Below are 22203 nucleotides of genomic sequence, written 5' to 3' on the forward strand. Positions count from 1 at the left end.
AATCCTGCAAAGACTTCAGACAAATTTGCCTACCAAAATCCGGTAACGGCCCTTCTTCGTCAAGCTGCCGATCTCCAGCACCTTGAACCGTCCGAAGCCCTGGATCGAGACCATATCCCCGTCCTTCAGCGAACAGGACGGATCTTCCTCAACCTTCCAGTTCACCCGGACGCGCCCGGCCTTGATCGGCGCCAGAATCTTGCTCCGGCTCAGCCGCGTCACATCCGCTGCAATCCCGTCAAGCCGGAGGGAAGCCACTGTGAATTCCAGCGTCTCCAGCTTGACCTCACTGCTGCGCAGTCCTGATAACGGCAGGATCTCGGTACTGACGTTAATCCGGTGTACCCCGGTCAAATGGATAGACAGATAATCTGCAATGTCGGCAGCCACCACTACGTGACAGCCGTCATCCAGCACATGAATATCACCGATCTTGCCTCTTTTGATGCCAAGTCCCAGGATCGCTCCCATATAATCCCCATGCTCCAGCGAGAGAAATTTCTGTTCGCCGGAGGTGATCGCCAGCACGCTTAGTTCCATATCCTCATCCGTGAGGTCACGATAATCCGGAGCCACCAGTCCCCGCTTCCGCTCGGCATCCGAAGAACCGCCCTCCCAGCGCACAATCACATCAGGGTGGCGGTTCACCAGACTCTGCAGAATATAAGCCTGACGGGGGTCCAGAAATTCGGTCAGCTTCGTCTCATGATACTCCCCGGCACTCATGACCCACTCCGAGGCCTTGTCCACAAAGGGCCGCTCATCCGGGTGAAAATGCCCGTAGATTTCATTCTTCATGGGACTCAGCCGAAGACCGAGGCCACGATAGACTGAAGTCCGACTACGGCAAAGCGCAGCACGATTATCGCGACAATCGGGGAAATATCCACCGTTCCAAACAGCGGAGGAATAATCCTCCGGAACGGTGCCAGATACGGCTCTACCAGCTTGCCCAGCAGCTCGCCGATAAAGTTCTCACGCAGATTCGGCAGCCAGGACATCAGAATGTATACGAGAATCATGTAATAGTAAATCTGGAATAGGATGTATATAATTGAAGATACTTCGTTCAAAACCTGCTCACCTCATTCTGTTGTAATCTTGCTCGTCACCCAGGATCTCGGTAATGGAGCCTTGAATCTCCACGGTGTCCGGTGTGCACATAAATATATTGCCCCCAATTTTGGATATTCCTCCACCCAGAGCATAAACAGTACCGCTGAGAAAATCGATAATCCGCATCGCCTGGTCATTGCGCACCCGCTGCAGGTTAATCACTACGGTGCGGTGTGAACGCAGATGGTCGGCAATCTCCTGGGCCTCGTCATACGAACGCGGCTCGTAGAGCACAACCTTTACATTTTTTTGGGAATGAATGCTGACGACGTTGGCCCTCTGATTCTTGCGTGTTTCTACAGGGGCGGGTTCGTATTCATCCTCATCGCGGGAGATTTGCTCCCGTTCCACAATCTCCTCTTCCTCCTGTAAGCCCAAGAAACTCATAAATCGGTTCATCACGCCCATCATTCTCCCTCCTCATGACCTACTAATACCGTTCCCAGGCGTACCCGGGTGGCGCCTTCCTGTATCGCCACTTCAAAGTCATTCGACATACCCATCGACAGCTCTTGTATTGGCTCAGGTGTCAAACCCAGCAGATTCAAGCGGTCACGCAGCTCGCGGAGTCCGCGGAATACCGGCCGGGTCGCCTCGGGGTCTTCCGCATGAGGGGCCATCGTCATCAGCCCGATTACCTTCACCCGGTCAAGCGGGGCGATCTCCCTCAGGAAGTCCTCCACCGCTTCCGGCGCCAGGCCGAACTTGGTATCCTCGCCCGAAATATTCACCTGCAGGAACACCTTCACATCCATTCCGGCAGCTTCAGCCTTCTTATGCAGCTCCCGGGCCAGCGACAGCCGGTCCAGGGAGTGAATATATTGAAATTTACCGATAACGTCCTTCACCTTATTCGTCTGCAAATGCCCGATAAAGTGCCATATTCCCTTATGCCCAAGCGCATTCCATTTCGGCTCCGCATCCTGCCAGCGGCTCTCGGCGATCTCCTCAAGTCCTGCCTCCAGCACAGCGGCAACCGTATTCAGCGATACGTATTTCGTTACCGCAATCACCTTGACTTCACTGGCATCCCGGCCGCTGGCCGCGCAGGCCCGTGCGACACGTTCCCGGGTAGTGGCTATTCTTTCTTGTAGTGAGGTCAAAATTTCAACTCTCCTTTATTCCGATCCAGCTCGTCATTCTCCCAGTGACCCCGTTTTCCTTCCGGTACGAAAAGAACAGATCACTGTTACAGCTTGTACACCAAGTTGTACATTCGATATGAGTCGGCAATATTCCTGCTTTTATCATAATGCGTTGATTCAATTCTTTCAAGTTAAGCATCATTTTGCTGCTGTCTGTCTCCGATGGTCTATATAAAGTCCGCGCGCCTTCCGCCGCATCCGGCAGGTTCAGCCCGGCCTCCAGCCGGCGGACAGGGTCCATTACATAATCATCCACCTCATAGCAGCAGTCTCCGATGGAAGGCCCTATAGCAGCCTGTATGTCCTCTGGACGGCTCCCGTATATCTGTCCCATGCGCTCCACCATCGCGGCCGCGATTTCCGCCACGGTCCCCTTCCAGCCTGCATGCGCCAGCCCCACCACATGATTCAGCGGATCATGGAAGAACAGCGGCACACAATCAGCGTAAAAAGAAGTCAGCAGCACCCCGGGCACATTCGTCAGCAGCCCGTCAGTGGCCTGAAAGGCAGACGCCCGGTCCAGACTGCCCCGGCCGCGTTCCTGTTCTGTAATGACAGCGATCTCTTTGCCATGCGTCTGCTCCCCGCAGGTCCAGTCTGCAAGGCGGAAGCCCAGACTCCCGGCCAGCAGGCTGCGGTTAGCCAGCACATCCGCCGGATCATCCCCTACATGAAAAGCACAATTGAAGCTGTTATACGGTTCTTTGCCGCTGCCGCCTGCTCTGCCGGTGAAGCCTGCAGTAATGCTACTATGCGGCTCACGCCACGGCTCCAGATGCAGCAGCATGGGCGCTGCGCCATTGTGCATAAACGGTTCCATCTCTTCACCTCCGCTTAAGTGTACCACAAAACATTCCCCACAAACTCTACCCCACAAAGTGAAGTAATGCTTCGGAGTGAATTCAAATACTTTGCGGGGGCCCCGAAAACATACTTCACAAACATACAACACAAACTCAGTCCACGCCGTACATTTCTCAATCCACTCTATGACTATACCCATAAAGGCAGAAAAAAGACGCACCTCATTAATAAGTGCGCCGTTCACTGCGGTCCGGCCGTTCCAGGTACATCATCTCGCGGTCTTCCTGTCCCTGCGGCAGGCGGGGCTCTTCCAGCTTCACCAGCACGACATCCGCACCGATCTTCACGATATTCCGCCACGGAATCACCAGGTCGGTGCCGCCGCCGAACAGCCCCATAAATCGGGTATACCCCGGGACAATCACAGCGTCAATGACGCCTCTACGCAAATCCAGCTCCAGATCGCTGATCTGGCCCAGCCGTTTACCGTCGACAATATTGATTACATCTTTGGTTTGGAAATCGGAGATTTTCATCTTTTTACCCGAAGCTGACGTTTCCTCAATCATCCTGCCACCCCTGTACATTCAGACCTATAGCTTCAGTATATGTCCTTAGGGCTTGGCCGCATGACTGTATTCCACAGCCATTGCGCCCCGGACATATAAAAGGATATCCCGGCTAGCCGCTAGGTGCCGCCATCCGGAATATCCTCCGCTCATTTATAGACTGTGTCAGGACTTTACATGCTTTTGCATTTGCTGGATCGCTGATTTCTCAAGCCGTGAGACCTGGGCCTGGGAGATGCCAATCTCGTCGGCGACCTCCATCTGGGTCTTGCCTTCAAAAAACCGCATGGATAAAATGCGTTTCTCGCGCTGCCCCAGCCGCTGCATAGCCTCCCGGAGTGCAATCTCCTCAATCCAGGACACATCCTTGTTCTTGTCGTCACTGATCTGATCCATCACATAGATCGGGTCCCCGCCGTCATGATAGATCGGCTCGAACAGGGATACCGGGTCCTGGATCGCGTCAAGGGCGAAGACAACATCCTCCTTCGGAACACCGAGCGCTTCAGATATTTCAAAGATCGTCGGCTCCCGCGAATTCTGGTTCGTCAGGCTGTCACGCACCTGCAGCGCCTTATAGGCAATATCGCGCAGGGAGCGGGATACCCGGATCGGGTTGTTGTCGCGCAGGTAGCGGCGGATCTCTCCGATGATCATCGGCACCGCATAGGTGGAGAACTTGACATTTTGCGATAAATCGAAATTATCGATGGCTTTCATGAGTCCGATGCAGCCTACCTGAAACAAATCATCCACGAACTCTCCACGATTATTGAACCTTTGAATCACGCTTAGCACAAGCCTGAGGTTGCCATTTACCAATTTCTCTCTGGCGGATCGCTCGCCCTGCTGCTGCAGCGAAGTGAACAATACCCGCATTTCCACGTTCGTGAGAACAGGCAGCTTGGCGGTGTCCACACCGCAAATCTCGACTTTATTTCGGGTCATGATGATTAACCTCCCAAGGAGAAACATTACTGTACATTATCTCCCCGGTCCGGCATTTTATTCCTCAGCTTTCATCACTTACACCATCTTGTTGAACTCCTTGCGCAGCCGCTTGATAATTCTTTTTTCCAGCCGCGAAATATAGGATTGGGAGATGCCCAGCAGATCGGCCACATCCTTTTGCGTTTTTTCCTCGCCGCCCCGCAGCCCGAACCGCAGCTCCATAATCAGCCGTTCCCGCTCGCTGAGCTTCTCCAGCGCCTTCTGCAGCAGCTTGCGGTCGACCTGCTCCTCAATGTTCCGGTAGATCGTATCATTCTCCGTGCCCAGCACATCCGAGAGCAGCAGCTCGTTGCCGTCCCAGTCAATATTCAGCGGTTCATCAAAAGAAACCTCGCTTCTGGTCTTGCTGTTACGCCGCAAATACATCAGAATCTCATTCTCAATGCAGCGTGAGGCGTAGGTGGCGAGTTTGATTTTTTTCTCCGGATCAAAGGTGTTGACCGCCTTAATCAGTCCGATCGCGCCAATGGACACCAGATCCTCGATGTTGATGCCGGTGTTCTCGAATTTCCGGGCGATGTAGACCACCAGCCGCAGGTTGCGCTCAATCAGCATAGCCCGGACCGCCGCATCCCCGCTGGAGAGCCGCTGGAGCAGGAATTCCTCCTCCTCGCGCGTCAGCGGCGGCGGCAGCGCTTCGCTTCCCCCGATATAATAAATCTCCTGGCTCTTCAGACCGAGCAGAAACAGCATGCGGTAATACTGCAGTTGCAGCACAAGCTTGAATTTGACCATTATTGTTCCTCCTATAGGTTACTTAGCCCATCACCTTGTCAGCCAGCGCTTCTGGAGCACTCTCTTTATGGGTCAGGTCAGGATGTATGACCGCCCGGTACGCGCCGTCTCCCGACAGTGTCCCGCCATCCAGCCCGATGAGTACCCTTGTGCTGCAAAAGGTATCACCGCCAAGCTCTATCCTCACCTTATCCGGCTTCAGCGCGAGCATGAAGGATGCCCCGCGGTTGACGCCCCTGTACGGCACCAGCCGTATCCTGTCCTGCCAGGCGAACGACTGCCCGTCCGTTTCAAGTATAAGTGTGTCTGCGCCCGTCTGAGTCAGCCTACCCTTCCAGGAAGCCGGCAAATGGCCCTCCCACAGCGAGGCTTCCATCACCATGACCGGAATCCTCGTCAGCGGATCACTGAGCCGGTTCCCGGTATCCAGCAGTCCGGGACAGGTGACCGACACTCCGTCAATCTCCACCGTCACTTCCCCAATATAGGAATCCAGCTGCTCTCTGTGCCGGCGGGAGGACTGGATCAGCTTGAAGAGCAGCAGCACCAGCGGAAGCAGGGCAAGCACGAACCAGAAGCCGATCTTCAGCCGGTAAGCTTGGCCCCCCGACGAGGTGAAGATCATGCCCTTCCAGATGTCACCAGAGCTTTGCAGCAGATAATGAACGCCTATGATCCCTCCCGCCGCCGCAAAATTAATGATATAAAACGCCCCAAATGCCCGAAGATAGCTTTGCAGACTTCTAAATCCAAAGGCTATCCAGATCATCAAAACCGATAACCCGAATTTGATGAGAAAGGTATACAGAAAGGACAGCTCCGGTACGAACATCATGACAACATAGAGCGCACCCGTCAGCGCTGAGAGAGTCAGGCGCCACCAGATTACCTTGTGCTTAACCAGCCAGCTTGTCAGCCATAGCAGGACTCCGTCGATCAGCAGATTGGCGGCAAAAATCAAGTCAATATACACAACCATCGCTCTCACCTGCCTGCAAGCGGATATCTATCCGGAGGCCGGGATGCAGGCTCTCTTTTTAGACGATAAGATTAGTATAGAAACTCCCGCATCCAAAGTCTGTCTAAACATGGGGGGCGTTCTTGCAGTTTTTTTGTCGAGTTATGGGCCTTGAGAGGAACTTCAGCGCACAATAAAAGCCAACCCTAAGCGGCTGGCTTCATACGTGATGTATTTAATTGTTGATAGATTTCAACTCTTCTTCGGAGAGTCCGGTTGCTTTCTGCACTGAAGCACGATCCATTCCCATAGACAGGAGATTCTTTGCTATTATCCGCTTGGCCTCAAGTTCACCCTTCGCAGTGCCTTCCGCCACTCCCTTAGCGAAGCCTTCTCTCAGCGCACCATCCCGCTGCGAGGCTTCGTCCATCAGAAACTTCTGGCGGTCCTCATATTTACGGCGGGCTTCTGAATCCTGGCTCAGAAATTCCAGCGTCTCCATCGCCTTCTTCAAGGCTGGCTCATTCATTTGCAGCACCTCCCAATCAGAGTAGTCAATCCCTTTCAGGAACAGCAGCCAGTTCACAAGGCCGCCCGCGCCGGGCGTAACCGGCTGGTTCAGCTTGGGCAGCTCCAGGAAATGAATCTCGATATCGTCTGTCAGCGGCGCTCCGCTGCTGTCCTCCCGCAAATGAAATACACTGTGTGTATGTTCATTCGGGAGCACCTTGTAATTCAGAATGTTAATCGTCACGCATTTCTTCAGCTCGGTATATTTCCCGCTGACCTGAAGCTGCCCGGCATAACGCTTGCTCCAATAATACAACGTGCGTTTCTCAATATCATATTTGTTGAACAGCTGCATCTCAATGTTGATCAGCTTGCCGTCAGCCGTCTTGGCCCATATATCAAATATCGCCTGCTTATCCAGCGGATCATCCTTATCCGTATAGGGATTGAGCAGCACCACTTCCTCCAGCGGAAGATCGCCCGCATCCAAGAATATTTGGTTCAGAAAAGCGAGCAGTACATCCTTGTTGCCTTCGCTTGCAAAAATCCGCTTAAATACAAAATCCACCCGGGGGTCCAGCATTTCCATGGTATCGTCTCCCGTTATCGTTATTATACAGCCTGAAAAACAAAAAAAACACCATACCCCGCAGTTCAAAGCTGCGTGATACGGTGCTTCCGTAACAGTCTATGCTATTAATGGCTCTTAATCATTATTGCCGCGTGTCCGGTTACGCAGGAAGGTCGGAATATCCAGCTGATCAGAGCTTGTCTGATTCCCGAACGGACGAAGATTCTCACTCTTGCTCTTATCAGCAGCCGGTTCGCTGTTTGCCGCAGGGCGGCGTACAGGGGCTATTGGAGAAGGCTTGTGTTCAAAGCCGGTCGCAATAACCGTAACCTTGATCTCGTCCTTCATACTCTCTTCGATAATGGCACCGAAGATCATATTCACTTCAGGGTCCGAAGCAGAGGTAACAATCTCGGCAGCTTCATTCACTTCGTACAGGGAGAGGTTAGAGCCGCCTGTAATGTTCATAATGACACCACGTGCCCCTTCGATGGAGGTTTCAAGCAGCGGGCTCATGATCGCCTTGCGGGCCGCCTCAGACGCACGGTTCTCACCGGTGGCAATCCCGATGCCCATAAGCGCTGAACCGCGCTCTGTCATAATGGTCTTCACATCGGCAAAGTCAAGGTTGATTAGGCCCGGAACCTGAATCAGGTCGGAGATACCTTGTACCGCTTGACGGAGCACATTGTCCGCTTCACGGAAAGCTTCCAGCATTGGGGTCTTCTTATCCACAATCTCCAGGAGGCGGTCATTCGGAATCACAATCAGCGTATCAACCTTTTCCTTGAGCGCTTCGATTCCAAGCTCTGCCTGGTTGGCACGTTTTCTGCCTTCAAAAGTGAACGGGCGGGTCACGACGCCTACCGTCAATGCGCCGCACTCTCTGGCGATTTCGGCAATGACAGGCGCTGCACCTGTTCCGGTACCGCCGCCCATGCCTGCGGTTACGAAGACCATATCCGCACCCTTCAGCGTATTCGAGATCAAATCACGGGATTCCTCTGCCGCCTTCTTACCGACCTCAGGATTCGCTCCTGCGCCAAGTCCGCGGGTCAATTTATCCCCGATTTGTAATTTATGCTCCGATTTGGCCATATGCAGCGCTTGGGCATCTGTATTAACTGTGATGAACTCAACACCCTGAACGCCATTTTCAATCATCCGGTTCACAGCATTGCTTCCGCCGCCGCCGACGCCGATGACTTTTATTTGAGCCAAGCTCTCCATTTCAAAATCAAATTCCAACATATTGTTTCCATCTCCCCCTTGAGTAGTGCTTGGATGGCCAGTCCAAGTGTATCTGGATTACACTTATATGAACTCGCTAAACATATTCTTTAGTCGTTCCACCAGACCAGGCTTCTTGGAAGAATCCTGAACCGGCGCTGTGCTCTGCTTGCTGCGGTTAACGGTCTTCTTGTTGGCACTTCCGCCGCTGCTTCGTCCACGGTAGTTACGCACAACATTATGAAGGATGCCTACGCCGCCTGTGAAGCCGGGGTCGCGTACTCCAATATAATCCGGTACGGCAATCCGTACGGAGGCTGCCAGCTCGTTCTGGGCTACCTTAAGCACCCCGGGCATCGAAACTGTGCCACCTGTAAGTATATAACCTCCGGGAAGCTCCGTATAACCAAGCCGCTTTACTTCCTGACGGATCAGATGGAAGATTTCCTGGACTCTCGGCTCGATAATCGCTGCCAGATCCTCCTGGTTGAACTCCTTCTCCACATTGCTGCCAATACGCAGAACCTTGAAGACGACCTCTGAAGCGGCATCGTCGATCCAGGCACAGCCGTATTTCAGCTTGACCTTCTCGGCCTGATCGGTAAGTGTACGCAGTCCGTAAGCAATGTCATTGGTTATGAATTCTCCTCCGATCGGAATCGTGGAGGTTGCACTTAGGGAACCTTCTTCATATACGGCTATTGTTGCTTGACCGGCGCCAATATCGACCAGTACAGCCCCCATCGATTTCTCATCTTTGGAGAGCGCTAATCCGCCAGCCCCGAGAGACATAAGGACAAGATCTTTAACCTTCAGACCTGATTTCTCCACGCAGCGGAGCAGATTATGTATGGGAGTCTTGGCACCGGTGATGATCGTAGCCTCCACTTCCAGGCGAACGCCGATCATTCCGCGCGGGTCCTGAATGCCTTCAAGGCCGTCGACGATGTACTGCTTGGCGACAACATCAATGACCTCGCGTTCCGGCGGGAGTGCTATAACCTCCGCAGCCTTGATTACACGGTCGATATCATCTTCGCCGATCTCACGATCTTCATTCTGAACGGCAACTACGCCGTGGCTGGATTGCAGGCCGATATGATTGCCGGATATGCCGACATACACCTCGGATATTTGAATACCGACCATTTGCTCCGCATGCTCTACGGCACTCTTGATCGATTGCACAGTCTGATCGATGTCTACAATCGCACCCTTGCGTATCCCTTCCGAATCAGCAGATCCAACGCCAATAATATTGAAGGTTCCACTAGTAACTTCCCCGATTATTGCCCGAACTTTGGATGTACCGATGTCCAAACTAACAATGATGTCATTGTTGCTCAAGCCCTATGGCACCTCCTGTTATAATCATAATAAACAACCTTTGATCCCGGTCGCGGGAAACATCTCTGTACATATTCAACATTCCTAATCCTTTCCCTCTTTTTTCAACAAATTTTTTGAGAGGAATAATATGACAAGGTATTCACGTGCAGACAGGCGCCCTCCGCTTCGCGGGATCAGCACCTGACATTCAAATAAGGAAAACAAGAGAATAGCGGCTATATCCTGCAATGCATCTCAAAAAATCCGCAGAAAAAAGAGGGATATTGCTTTATTGCCCGTAAAACAGATTGTAGCATTTTTTCCACCCTATTAGTAGGGACTATTTACTCCCCAGGTTCTGCGTCTTCCCCGGTGTCCCCGGCTTCACTATGAAACGGAACATAGGAATCCGCCTCCAGCATTTTGATAAGTCCCGGCTCTTCCGTCAAGATCACCTGATTCAAATAGCCTACTTTATCCTTCAGCAGTGAAATTGCCGTAATGACCTCAAAGCGTGAACGTGTGTAAAGCTTGATCCGGTCCGGAAAAGACAACGTCGGGGAAGGCACAATCTCCGATATATCACTGGTCTGCTCATTCGGAATTCCGGCCAGCGCCTGGCACAGCTTGGTCTTATATGGATCGTCAGCCTTCCAGTTGGTCAATATGGGCTTCTCCACGGCAATTCCGGTATCCGTCACAGAGACGGCGGCCCCGCTCGACAGAATAGCTTCCAGTACGCCTGTCTGGTCCAGTTCATAGGCAACCGCAGGGTACTCCTTCACAGTGATCGTAACCACACCGGGGAACTTCTTGCTTACTTGCGCCTCCTGCACAGTGTCCAGCTCCTCCAGCGCCTTCCCCACGGAATCTCCGGAGACTGCGAAGAACTGTCCGCCGATCTTCAGGCCGCTTGCAGCCAGGAGCTGCTCACGGGATGTATATTTATCCCCCTGCATTTGAATGGCCGTAATCTTGCTGATCGACGAACGGAAGAAGATGACAGCCAGGAGCGCAGTAAACAGCAGAGCCAGAATGATGATGATTTTACGGTTTTTTCTCTTGCTAGGCTTGTCCTCTTTCAAAAGAGGTATTCGCGTTTTTGGCATTCTCATATCTCCGTAATAAGGCCCTGTCTCCTTCCTTCACGGTTCTACCGAAGGAGACAGGGAGCTTTAATTGGCCATATCCATAGGGTCCGGCACAGGCACCTTGCGGCTGATGCGTGCCCCCAGCTTCTGAAACAATAACTCGATGCCGTCATATCCCCGGTCAATATGATGCGCCTGCTCTACGATGGTGGTTCCCTGAGCAGCAAGCCCGGCAATCACCAGGGCCGCTCCTGCCCGCAGGTCAGTGGCTTCAACCGTTGCCCCATACAACCGCTGAACGCCGCGTATGAAGGCCCTGTTGAGATCAATGGAGATATCGGCCCCCATCCGGGCCATCTCCTCCACATGCTTGAAGCGCCCCTCAAAAACCGTTTCCTTGATCACACTGAATCCGTCCGCCAGGGACAATAGAACCATAACCTGGGATTGCAGATCTGTAGGAAAAGACGGATACGGAGAGGTTACAATTCGCTCTACCGCACGGGGACGTCCCATACAGCTGATATTAATTATATCATTGCACACTGTAATTTGAACACCGGCGCGCCTCAGGATATGGATCAGGGAGGTCAAATGTCCTGCATTGGTGTGGGTCAGCGTCACATTGCCCCGCGTGGCGGCAGCAGCGATCATCACGGTTCCGGCAACAATCCGGTCGGGAATCACCTCATAGCTGCAGGGATGGAGCTTGCGGACACCCTGAATGGTGATCGTATCCGTTCCTGCGCCGATAATCTGTGCCCCCATCGCATTGAGGAAGTTCTGCAGATCCTGGATCTCCGGCTCTCTCGCCGCTCCAGAGACGGTGGTCGTGCCCTCGGCCATGGCCGCAGCCATCATGATATTCTCCGTGGCACCTACGCTAGGATAATCCAGATGGATATCACAGCCTCTCAGCCTGTCAGCCCGGCAGCAGATCCGGCCGGCTGTCTCCTCAATCTCTGCCCCGAGCAGCTTCAAGCCCTGCAGATGGAGGTCGATCTTGCGCTCTCCGATGGCGCAGCCTCCCGGCTGATAGATTGTCACTTCCCCGAACTTAGCCAGAAGCGGTCCCATCAGGAAGATGGAGGATCTCATCTGCCGCATCAGGTCCTCCGGAACATGAGAGGTCAGCAGAAATGACGTATCCACGGTTACTCTTTCCTCTTCATGCACCGTCCTGCAGCCCAGCCGCTCCAGGATATGCAGCATCGTTTCGATGTCCAGCAGCTTCGGCACATTATGCAGTGAGTGAACTCCTTCGGCCAGCAGGCTTGCTGCCAGAATCGGCAGTGCTGCATTTTTTGCTCCATGGATACGTATGGTGCCTGACAGGGGATTTCCACCCTCAATCACCAATTTGTCCAATGTATCACCTCCGAGATTACCGCTCACCCACCGTAAGCACTTCCTGCACCTCTGTCTTTCGGGATTGGCCGGAAGGGTCTCCGCTTCCGGGTTCCAGACACCAAGAAGCGCTCTGGGTGATTGTCACGATTATAGGATCATCCTATGTTCGGAGCTCCATGTGTGTGACAATGTAAGCCCGGATTCTAGCGTCTCCGTCCTGCAGCCAGCCTGCGGAGCTCGGTGACCACAAGGGAGGCGGAATCTCTTTTGCCAAGGCGTCTTGAGGCCTCCGACATGCTGCGGTGCAGCGTATCCGCCCCGATGATCTTCTGAACCGCAGTGAACAGCGCCTCACCGCTCAGATCCTTCTCAAGCAGCACTACTGCCGCGCCTTCACCTTCCAGCGCTCTGGCGTTGGCTTCCTGATGGTTGTTGGTCACATTGGGAGACGGAATAAGGACAGAGGGTATGCCAAGCGCGGTAATCTCTGCAAGAAAGGAGGCGCCTGCCCGGTTCACGATCAGGGAAGTGCAAGCCAGCACCTCAGGCATATTGTGAACGTACGGGAGGACATGCAGCCAGTTCGGTAACCCGCCCAGCTGCTCGCGCACCGCCTTGCGTGTATCCTCGAAGTAAGACTCTCCGGTGACATACACATAGTGGACATTATTACCCTTACCCACAAATGAAGCCATTTCAATCATGGCGCGGTTAATCGCCTTGGCCCCTCCGCTTCCTCCGACGACCAGTACAACCGTGCTTCCTTCAGGAATGCCGAGGGAAGCGAAGCCGCGCTGCGGGTTCGCCGTCATGACCGTAGTGGCCCGGGGATTGCCCGTATAGATTACATTCTTGGCCCCGGGAAAAGCTGACTCTGTACCTTCAAAGCTCACGGCAACCGTGCTGGCATACCGGCTGAGAAAACGGTTGGTCAGTCCCGGAATCGCGTTCTGTTCATGGATCAGTGTCGGGATGCCGAGCCGGGAGGCTGCATACACTACAGGTCCGCAGACATACCCTCCGGTACCGACTACCACATCAGGCTTGAATTCGCGCAGCATCGCCTTGGAGGCTTTGACCCCCTTCAGGAAGCGCATGACCGTCTTCACATTATCCATCGACAGCTTACGGCGGAAGCCTGTAATATCAATTGCCCGGAAAGGCAGATTCTCCTGGGGAACCAGCTTGCTCTCCAGTCCACGCTTGCCTCCAATATACAGGAAGACAGAATCCGCATCTTCGGATTCCAGTTGTCTGGCTACGGCTACGGCAGGATAGATATGTCCTCCCGTGCCGCCGCCGCTAAGTACAATACGCATGTCTTTCACCTCGCATAACGGGATAAATTAAGCAGAATACCAAGAGCTGTGAGCATCAGGGTCAGCGATGAGCCGCCGTAGCTGATCAGCGGAAGCGTGATGCCCGTTACCGGAATCAGGCCGATCACTACACCGATGTTAATCACCACCTGAACCGCCACCATACAGACGATGCCTACGGCAAGATAGCTGCCGAAGCGGTCCGGCAGGCTCATGGCAACCTTCATTCCGCGCCAGATCAGCAGCAGGAACAGCAGCAGCACGGCCAGACCCCCGATGAATCCCAGCTCCTCGGCCAATATTGAGAAAATAAAATCAGTCTGCGGCTCCGGGACGTAGCTGTACTTTTGCCGGCTCATTCCGAAGCCCAGTCCGCCCAGCCCTCCAGGACCCACCGCATAGAGCGACTGGATGATCTGATACCCGGCGCCCAGCGGATCGGACCAGGGGTCCAGGAAAGCGGTGATCCGCTGCAGCCGGTAAGGCGCAGCGGCAATGAGCCCGGCGAACCCGGCCAGCCCCAGCGCACCGAGGGAGAGCAGATGCTTCATCCGCGCTCCCGCTGTGAAGACCATCATCAGGGCCGCACCGAACATGACAGTGCCTGTGCCGAGATCCGGCTGCAGCATAATCAGCGCGAACGCGGAGCCGATCAGCGCAAGCGGCGGAAGCAGCCCGCGCATGAAGCTGGAGATGTCATACTCCTCGGTTCCGAGCCACTTGGCCAGGAAGAGGATCATCCCCATCTTCATGAATTCAGAGGGCTGAATGCCGAAGGAGCTGATGCCGATCCAGCTGCGCGCACCGCCGCGCACCACTCCGATGCCTGGAATCAGCACCAGTACCAGCAGGAAGAAGCACACCAGCAAGAGCGGCCGGGCGAACTTCTTCAGCACCAGATAATCGGTGTTCGCCGTAATGAACATCGCGATGAGGCCAAGGCCTGCGAACAGCAGCTGTCTTTTGACAAAATAAAACGAATCGCCATAATTGCGGAAGCCCAGAACGGACCCGGCACTGTATACCATTACCATACCGATAGCCAGTAAAGCCAGTATCGGAAGCAGCAGCCAGATATCGGGCGCATGACGGGATTTGTTCATCAGGAGCACACCTCTTGCATCCGTAGTAGGGGCTTATCCACCCCCCTACTTAAAGGTTATGCACCGCCTCTTTAAAAATACGCCCGCGCTCCTCATAGGAGGTAAACATATCCCAGCTGGCGCAGGCAGGGGACAAGAGAACTACATCCCCGGCTTCCGCCAAGGCGGAAGCCTCCCGCACAGCTTGCTCCAGCACGGCAGCGGCACTCTCCCCATTATCGACGGAGATGACCGTCTTTACTCCTGCCAGCCGGGCTACAGCCGCCAGCTTGTCCCGGGTCTGCCCAAGCGCCACCAGAGCTTTGACATTCTCTCCGAGGACAGGCAGCAGCTCCATATAATCCGAGCCGCGGTCCAAACCTCCGGCAATCAGAATGACCGGCTTCCGGAAAGAGGCCAGTGCCATGGAGGTAGCTTTGGAATTGGTAGCCTTGGAATTGTTATAATAGGCGGCCCCTGCCTTGTCCGTTACGTACTCCAGCCTGTGCTCCACCCCGCGGAAGGAAGCCAGCACCGGACCCAGCACCGCCGGGTCCGCCCCTGCGGCAATCGCAATACCGCAGGCAGCCAGCGCATTCCCCACATTGAAGCGGCCGGGAAGTCCAATAGAATCGACATCGGCTATTTCGGTCTCGCTCCCGGTGTAATCGCGGTAGATAATGACCCGCTTCAGCTCGTCAACCGTATCCTCCACGTAGGACGGGCGCACGAAGATACCCTGCACCAGCTCCTCGTTCATGGAGAAGGGCAGAATTCCCGCCTTCAGATAAGGTACCAGCTCGCGGCAGACCGGATCATCCCAATTCAGCACAGCGGTATCCTCCGGTCCCTGATTGGCGAACAGCTTGGATTTGGAGGCTACATAATCCTCCATGCCCCCATGGTAGTCCAGGTGGGTCTCCGCCACATTCAGCAAGGCAGCAATCTTGGGCCGGAAGGCTTCCGTGCCCTTCAGCTGGAAGCTGCTTAGTTCGACCACCATCCAGTTGTCCGCCTCAGCCTCCTGTGCGGCCTGAGAGAGCGGTGTTCCTATGTTCCCGGCCACAATGGGGTGCATCCCTGCCGCCTCCAGCATATGGCCCACCCAGGTCGTTGTAGTGGTCTTGCCGTTGGAGCCGGTGATGCCGATCATCGGGGCAGCGCAGAGATGATACGCTACCTCCACCTCGGTCACCACCTCAATCCCCAGCTCCAGCGCCTGTTGTACCGGAGCGGCCGAATAGGGAATTCCCGGGTTCTTGACAACCAGCTCCACGCCCTCGTGGATCAGGCTCTCCGGATGCCCGCCGCATATAACAGAAATTCCCAAAGATTCCAGTTCGGAAGCTTCGGGACTCTGATCTCTTTCCTTTTTATCATTGACCGTCACCACAGCGCCGTGTTCATGCAGCACCTTGGCCACCTGGACGCCGCTTTTGGCGAGCCCCAGGACGACCACCTGTTGACCACGGTACAGATCCGGATGTTTCATTCGTTACAACCCCTTGATGAGATATAGTCCAGCTGCCGCCAGCACGAGGCCTACCGCCCAGAAGGAGACGACTACACGCCACTCCGACCAGCCGCCCAGCTCAAAGTGATGATGGATCGGGCTCATTCTGAATACCCGTTTGCCGCGTGTCTTAAACGAAGCAACCTGAATAATCACGGACAGCATTTCAACCACGAAGACCCCGCCGATGACCACAAAGAGCAGCTCGGTCTTGGTGACAATCGCAATCGCGCCAATCGCCCCGCCGATCCCGAAGGAGCCGAAATCACCCATGAACACCTTGGCAGGATGGGCATTGAATACGAGAAAGCCAAGCACTGCGCCAATCATCGCAGCCGCACAGACACCAGCGGCAATCGAGGTTGCCTGCATGGCTACCACCGCGAAGGCTGCGAGCGCAATCGCGCTTACACCTGACAGCAGACCATCCACACCGTCCGTGAAGTTAACGGCATTCGTGACCGCCATCATCATCAGCACAATGAACGGATAATAGAACCAGGGGCCCCAGTCCAAGCTGAAGGAGGTTCCCGGAACGCTGATATTCGTATTATGCCCGGCAGAGATTAGCAGGACACTTAGCACAACGCCGACCAGCAGCTGGCCCAGCAGCTTCTGGCGCGCCGTAAGGCCGAGTGAGCGCTTGAACACAATTTTGATATAATCATCCAGGAATCCAATGAGTCCATAACCCAGTGTAGCGGCCAGCAGTACATAGAAATCCGAATTAATCACCGAGAATTTCAGAAAAGACAGCGTGAACGCGACCATGATGATTATTCCGCCCATGGTAGGGGTTCCCGCCTTTTTCAGATGGGTCTGGGGCCCGTCGTCACGAACCTGCTGTCCCAGCTTAAGCCGGCGCAGCAGCGGTATGATCAGCGGAGCGGCAATGACCGCAAGGATAAAGGACACAGCAATAGTCAGCAGAAGTAATTGATAATCCATGGGTACACCCCTCCTTTTAGTTAGAATTCACTTCAGAATGTTCTTTCAAGCGGTGGAGCACTTCCTCCAGACGCATCCCTCTGGATGCTTTGAACAACACAACATCATCATTGCCGCACATCGCGGTCAAGGCATTGATCAAGGCTTCTTTATCTGTAAAAGCAAAGATATGCCCAGCCTCGAACCGCTCCGAAGCCGCCGCCGCAAGCTGTGCTGACAGCGGGCCGAAGGTGAAGACATCATCCGTCAGCGCCGGGTCGAGATAGCTGCCGATCTGCCGGTGGAACTGAAGCTCCTCCGGCCCGAGTTCCAGCATGTCTCCCAGCACCGCGATTCTGCGTCCGCTGCATTTCATGGACTGCAGCACATCAATCGCCGCCCTCATGGAGGTCGGGCTTGCATTGTAGGCATCATTCAGCAGAACCAGCCCGCTTGCCGCCTGAATAACCTCAATCCGCATACCGGTAAGCTTGAGGCCTCTTAGTCCTTCTGCCATATTCTCATCGGTCACCTTATAATGACGCGCTACTGCTAGCGCAGCGAGCGCATTAATTACATTATGCTGTCCCGGCAGCGGAAGGGTGAAGGCTCGCTCCCCATGCCGCAGCGTGGTGAAGGTCATCCCCCCGCTGTGCGTCATCAGGCCGGTCGGATAATCATCATTGTCAGCCGACTGCCCGAAGCGGAAGGTATGCAGCCCTTCAGGCGTGCGGAATCCTGGCTCTGCCAGAACCTCGGCAAGCAGCGGCTCATCCCCGTTATAGATCAGCAGCCCGCCCGGCTGAAGTCCGTCCACAATCTCCAGCTTGGCTCTGGCAATCTCCTTGCGGGAGCCAAGCTGCAGCAGATGGGATTCGCCGACATTGGTAATCACCGCTACGTCAGGAGAAGCGAGCAGAGATAACAGGGCGATCTCTCCCCGTGAGCTCATGCCCATCTCCAGCACCGCGATTTCCACATCACTGTCCATGGAGAGAATCGTAAGCGGCAGGCCGATATGATTGTTGAAGTTGCCTTGAGTCTTGTGTACCTTGTACTGCACTTCCAGCAGGGCCGTAATCATATCCTTGGTCGTCGTCTTGCCGTTGCTTCCCGTTACGGCAACCACCCGGGGGGCAACCTCGGCCAAATAGGCGGAGGACAGCTTCTGCAGTGCCGCTAAAGTGTCCTCTACCAGAATAACCCCGCCGCCTGCGGGTGCTGGCCCCTTATCCCTCTGCCAGAGGGTAGCGGCAGCTCCCGCCGCCAGGGAAGCGGCCGCATAGTGATGGCCGTCGAAGTTCTCTCCAACCAGCGGGACGAACAGGCAGTCCGGCGATATTTTGCGCGAATCGGTTACGACTCCATGAATCTCTATATCCTTAGCTTCGGATGAGGACAGCTCTCCTCCGCACATTTCCGCGACATTATTCAATGTTCTAATAATCAATAGCTTCGGCCCCTTATCACTTCTTTGGCAACGATGCGGTCATCGAAATCATGAACGACTCCCTTGATCAGCTGATAGGTCTCATGACCTTTCCCCGCAATCAATACTACATCGCCGGGGCTTGCCATTTCAATAGCTTTTGTGATGGCTTCCCGCCGGTCCGGGATCATCTCGTAGCGCTCACGGGCTACACCATCCTCGCGCAGACCCGCCTCAATATCGGCCAGAATCTGCAGCGGGTCCTCCGTCCGGGGATTGTCGGAGGTGACCAGCACATGGTCGCTGTATTTAGCAGCTATTTTGCCCATAAGCGGCCGTTTGGTCGTATCGCGGTCCCCGCCGCACCCAAAGACCGTGAGCACCTTGCCCGTTGCGAATTCACATACCGCCTTCAGCACATTCTCCAGACCGTCCGGCGTATGCGCATAGTCAACGATGACTGCGAAATCCTGCCCGGCATCCACCGATTCGACCCGGCCGTCCACGCCCGCTACCGACTCCAGACTGGCCTTGATGTCCGCAAGCGGCACATCCTCCAGAGTAGCAGCCGTAATGGCCGCAAGCGCATTATAGACGTTGAACTTGCCGACCATGCGAAGCGAAATATCCGTCTCACCTTTAAACGTCTCCACGTGGAAAAATGTTCCTTTAGAAGTGATCGATATTTGCGATGCCCGGACATTAGCGGCCTTGTCGATACCATATGTAATGACCTCCGCTGCGGTCTGGGCGGCAAAATAGGCGCTGGCTTCATCGTCGGCATTCAGCACGGCATATTTGCGTTCTTCCTTCCACGGGGAGATCACGTTGCCGAGCCGCGAGAAGAACAAGCCCTTCACTGCGCGGTATTCCTCCATCGTATGGTGGTAATCCAGATGATCCTGGGACAGATTCGTAAAAATCGCTGTGCGGAAGTCGGTCCCTTTCACCCGCCCCTGCTGGAGCGCATGCGAGGATACTTCCATCACACAGCACTGCACGCCCTTAAGCGCCATATGATTCAGGCTGCGCTGAAGCTCCAGCGATTCCTGAGTCGTACCGGACATCGGATAGCTCTGACCGTCATACCGCATCTGGATGGTACCGATCAGTCCGGTCTTCACCCCATGATCCTGCATGATCCGTTCAATCAGATAAGTGGTGGTCGTCTTGCCGTTGGTGCCGGTGATGCCGATCAGCTTCATCCGGCTGCTGGGTGAACTGAAGAAGGCATTGGACAGCACAGACATGGCATAACGGCAGTCATCCACCACGATCTGCGGCAGGTCAATGTCCAGCTTCCGTTCGCAGACCAGGGCAGCCGCGCCCTTGGCGGCAGCCTGCGGCGCGTAATCATGTCCGTCCACCGTATGTCCGGGCAGACAGATGAACAAATCGCCCGGACCCACCTTGCGTGAATCGGCCTGCAAATCCGAAATTTCTACGTCTCCGTCCCCGTATAGACGGGCAGCGGCCAGACAAGAAGAGAGTTCCTTTATTAACATACCTATCCCTCACTCTGCATAAAATCATTATATTTTGGGTAAATTATCCATCTAAATCATTATATGATATGTCTTAAGGTTCACTTGGCGTTCCCATGTAAATCCGGATAGTGGAGCCCTGCTCTACTCTTGCCCCGGCCTTCGGTGCCTGGTTGATCACGGTATTGCCTGAGCCGGAACGGACCAGCATGAAATTCATGTTCAGGTCCTCGTAGATATCCTGAACGGTAGCTCCCGTAAGATCAGGGACCGTCACTATGGGGGTCTCGCCGTACTTATAAGTTCTTGGCAGCTGATCCGTACGCTTAGGAACCTTGAGGTACAGAAGAGAATCCTCAAGAATATTCTGGACAATCGGAGCGGCAACTACACCCCCGAACTGAATTCCCTTCGGGTTATCGACCGCCGTATAGACCACGATCTGCGGATCATCCGCCGGTGCAAAGCCGATAAAGGATACGATATGCTCCGTAGGAGAATACCGGCCGTTGATTACTTTCTGTGCTGTCCCTGTCTTGCCGCCCACACGGTAGCCGTCAATAAATGCCGGCCGGCCTGTGCCTTTGGCAACCACGCTCTCAAGGGCAGCCCGCACTTTCTTTGAGGTCTCCTCCGAGATCACCTGCCGCACTTCCTCCGGTTCGGTCTCAGAGACAACGTTCCCGGTATCCGGGTTAATCCAGGCCTTGGCCACATGCGGAGTATACAGCTTGCCGCCGTTGATGGCTGCCGATACTGCAGCAATCTGCTGGATCGGCGTGACGGATACCCCCTGGCCGAAGGCAGTGGTCGCCAGCTCCACCGGGCCCACCTGGGCCGGCTTGAACAGAATCCCATTCGCTTCCCCATTCAGATCGATGCCCGTCTTGCTCCCGAAGCCGAAATCACGGATATATTTGAACAGTGTATCCTTACCCAGACGCTGCCCCAGGGCTACGAAGCCCGGGTTACAGGAGTTCTCGACCACTTCAAGGAAGGTCTGGCTTCCGTGTCCGCCCTTCTTCCAGCAGCGCAGCTTCGCTCCTCCTACCTCAATATAGCCCGGATCGAAAAAATGCTCATGCTGCAGATCCACCTTCCCCTCCTGCAATGCCGCAGCCAGAGTTATGATCTTGAAGGTAGAGCCCGGTTCATAGGTCATCCAGATCGGAAGATTACGGTTATATACCTCGGCATCGTACTCCTGGTAAGTCCCCGGTTCATAACCCGGCCGGCTCGCCATCGCCAGAATCTCGCCATTGCGGGGGTCCATGGCAATAGACCAGGCCCCCTGCGCCTGATACTTCACCATAGCCTGATCCAGCTCACGTTCCATAATGGATTGAATCTGCTTGTCGATGGTCAGCTGCAGGCTAAGTCCATCCTGCGGCTCGGTGTACTTCTCGGAGGACCCGGGCATCAGCCGGCCTCCGGCATCAGAGAGGTAGGAGATATTGCCCGCGCTCCCCTGAAGCAGCTTATCATAGATGCTCTCGATCCCGGTAATCCCCTGATTGTCGATTCCAGTAAAGCCCAGAATATGTGCGGCAAGATCCCCGAAGGGATAATACCGTTTGTTATCCTCAGCGACAACGATGCCCGGCAGCTGCAAATTACGGATGCTCGCGGCAAGCTCCATCGTAATTTTGCGGCCGCCGGGCTGCAGTTTCACTGAGGCTTTCTTTTGGGTCAGCAGCGTGACCAGCTTCTCCTCGGTCATGCCGAGCAGGGGAGCCAGCCGCTTCGCGGTCTGTTCCTTCTCCTTCACCTGTACAGGAATGGCATAAACCGTTGGTGAGCTGATATTGTAAGCCAGCGCCACGCCTTCCCTGTCCAATATCTCACCGCGTTTGGCGGTGAAGGGGATATTCCGCCGCCATAAATCCTCGGCCCTCTCGCTCAGCTTCTCACCCTGGGTTAACTGTACATAGGCAAGACGCACAGCCAGCGCGCCGAACAACACGGCCAGTCCCAGCAGCGTCCATAGCATTCTCCGCCGGCTTACGACTTTTGATACCTTCATTGTGATC

General features: G+C 54.7%; 21 protein-coding genes. All 21 read right to left on the reverse strand.

The features are described 5' to 3' along the window. Window positions 1-15: 15 nt before the first annotated feature. The 21 genes from NST43_RS22575 to NST43_RS22675 all read right to left on the reverse strand — a co-directional run bounded on the left by NST43_RS22575 (window position 16) and on the right by NST43_RS22675 (window position 22196). On the reverse strand, window positions 16-798 hold the full coding sequence (locus tag NST43_RS22575) for a YlmH/Sll1252 family protein (protein WP_339219524.1): 783 nt from the start codon (window positions 796-798) through the stop codon (window positions 16-18). Between the two features lie 5 nt (window positions 799-803). Continuing rightward, window positions 804-1073, reverse strand: a complete 270-nt coding sequence (locus tag NST43_RS22580; RefSeq protein WP_209988017.1) for a YggT family protein — start codon at window positions 1071-1073, stop codon at window positions 804-806. A gap of 7 nt (window positions 1074-1080) precedes the next feature. Then, on the reverse strand, window positions 1081-1524 hold the full coding sequence (gene sepF, locus NST43_RS22585; RefSeq protein ID WP_036690181.1) for a cell division protein SepF: 444 nt from the start codon (window positions 1522-1524) through the stop codon (window positions 1081-1083). Next, the gene (locus NST43_RS22590) at window positions 1524-2219 is read right to left on the reverse strand and encodes a YggS family pyridoxal phosphate-dependent enzyme (RefSeq protein WP_339219525.1); all 696 of its coding nucleotides are present in this window, start codon (window positions 2217-2219) and stop codon (window positions 1524-1526) included. The genes sepF and NST43_RS22590 overlap by 1 nt, the downstream gene beginning before the upstream one ends. Window positions 2220-2223: 4 nt before the next feature. Continuing rightward, a complete protein-coding gene (gene pgeF / locus NST43_RS22595) occupies window positions 2224-3081 on the reverse strand; it encodes a peptidoglycan editing factor PgeF (RefSeq protein ID WP_339219527.1) in 858 nt (285 codons plus the stop codon). Window positions 3082-3289: 208 nt separating this feature from the next. After that, window positions 3290-3634: a YlmC/YmxH family sporulation protein gene (locus NST43_RS22600; protein WP_209988007.1), complete on the reverse strand. Its 345-nt coding sequence runs from the start codon at window positions 3632-3634 to the stop codon at window positions 3290-3292. 165 nt (window positions 3635-3799) lie between these two features. Beyond that, the gene (sigG, locus tag NST43_RS22605) at window positions 3800-4582 is read right to left on the reverse strand and encodes an RNA polymerase sporulation sigma factor SigG (protein WP_339219529.1); all 783 of its coding nucleotides are present in this window, start codon (window positions 4580-4582) and stop codon (window positions 3800-3802) included. Between the two features lie 78 nt (window positions 4583-4660). Next, window positions 4661-5383: an RNA polymerase sporulation sigma factor SigE gene (gene sigE, locus NST43_RS22610; RefSeq protein ID WP_036690190.1), complete on the reverse strand. Its 723-nt coding sequence runs from the start codon at window positions 5381-5383 to the stop codon at window positions 4661-4663. Between the two features lie 19 nt (window positions 5384-5402). Continuing rightward, window positions 5403-6359, reverse strand: a complete 957-nt coding sequence (gene spoIIGA, locus NST43_RS22615; protein WP_339219531.1) for a sigma-E processing peptidase SpoIIGA — start codon at window positions 6357-6359, stop codon at window positions 5403-5405. A 214-nt stretch (window positions 6360-6573) separates the two neighbouring features. Further along, complete coding sequence (locus NST43_RS22620) at window positions 6574-7437, reverse strand: Rpn family recombination-promoting nuclease/putative transposase (RefSeq protein ID WP_339219532.1); 864 nt, start codon at window positions 7435-7437, stop codon at window positions 6574-6576. A gap of 117 nt (window positions 7438-7554) precedes the next feature. Then, window positions 7555-8670: a cell division protein FtsZ gene (ftsZ, locus tag NST43_RS22625; protein WP_209987998.1), complete on the reverse strand. Its 1116-nt coding sequence runs from the start codon at window positions 8668-8670 to the stop codon at window positions 7555-7557. A 63-nt stretch (window positions 8671-8733) separates the two neighbouring features. Beyond that, window positions 8734-9996, reverse strand: a complete 1263-nt coding sequence (ftsA, locus tag NST43_RS22630; protein ID WP_209987995.1) for a cell division protein FtsA — start codon at window positions 9994-9996, stop codon at window positions 8734-8736. A 326-nt stretch (window positions 9997-10322) separates the two neighbouring features. After that, the gene (locus tag NST43_RS22635; protein ID WP_339219534.1) at window positions 10323-11087 is read right to left on the reverse strand and encodes an FtsQ-type POTRA domain-containing protein; all 765 of its coding nucleotides are present in this window, start codon (window positions 11085-11087) and stop codon (window positions 10323-10325) included. A 66-nt stretch (window positions 11088-11153) separates the two neighbouring features. After that, complete coding sequence (murA, locus tag NST43_RS22640; RefSeq protein WP_209987992.1) at window positions 11154-12437, reverse strand: UDP-N-acetylglucosamine 1-carboxyvinyltransferase; 1284 nt, start codon at window positions 12435-12437, stop codon at window positions 11154-11156. 185 nt (window positions 12438-12622) lie between these two features. Beyond that, window positions 12623-13738, reverse strand: a complete 1116-nt coding sequence (gene murG / locus NST43_RS22645) for an undecaprenyldiphospho-muramoylpentapeptide beta-N-acetylglucosaminyltransferase (RefSeq protein ID WP_339219536.1) — start codon at window positions 13736-13738, stop codon at window positions 12623-12625. 5 nt (window positions 13739-13743) lie between these two features. Beyond that, window positions 13744-14841 (reverse strand): stage V sporulation protein E, encoded by a 1098-nt coding sequence (gene spoVE / locus NST43_RS22650; protein WP_209987984.1) that lies wholly within the window; start codon window positions 14839-14841, stop codon window positions 13744-13746. A gap of 49 nt (window positions 14842-14890) precedes the next feature. After that, window positions 14891-16312: a UDP-N-acetylmuramoyl-L-alanine--D-glutamate ligase gene (gene murD, locus NST43_RS22655; RefSeq protein WP_339219539.1), complete on the reverse strand. Its 1422-nt coding sequence runs from the start codon at window positions 16310-16312 to the stop codon at window positions 14891-14893. Between the two features lie 3 nt (window positions 16313-16315). Next, window positions 16316-17281 carry a phospho-N-acetylmuramoyl-pentapeptide-transferase gene (gene mraY, locus NST43_RS22660; RefSeq protein WP_339219541.1) on the reverse strand — a complete coding sequence of 322 codons (966 nt, stop codon included), beginning with the start codon at window positions 17279-17281 and terminating at the stop codon, window positions 16316-16318. Window positions 17282-17297: 16 nt separating this feature from the next. Then, entirely contained in the window at window positions 17298-18707 is a 1410-nt protein-coding gene (murF, locus tag NST43_RS22665; RefSeq protein WP_339225508.1) for a UDP-N-acetylmuramoyl-tripeptide--D-alanyl-D-alanine ligase, read from the reverse strand. Beyond that, the gene (locus NST43_RS22670) at window positions 18707-20194 is read right to left on the reverse strand and encodes a UDP-N-acetylmuramoyl-L-alanyl-D-glutamate--2,6-diaminopimelate ligase (RefSeq protein ID WP_339219542.1); all 1488 of its coding nucleotides are present in this window, start codon (window positions 20192-20194) and stop codon (window positions 18707-18709) included. Before NST43_RS22670 ends, murF begins: the two co-directional genes overlap by 1 nt. A gap of 73 nt (window positions 20195-20267) precedes the next feature. Further along, window positions 20268-22196 (reverse strand): stage V sporulation protein D, encoded by a 1929-nt coding sequence (locus NST43_RS22675; protein ID WP_209988507.1) that lies wholly within the window; start codon window positions 22194-22196, stop codon window positions 20268-20270. Between the last annotated feature and the right edge of the window lie 7 nt (window positions 22197-22203).

Origin of the sequence: Paenibacillus sp. FSL H8-0332 (genome assembly GCF_037963835.1) — a bacterium.
In the GTDB taxonomy this organism is placed as follows: domain Bacteria; phylum Bacillota; class Bacilli; order Paenibacillales; family Paenibacillaceae; genus Paenibacillus_AQ; species Paenibacillus_AQ rhizoplanae.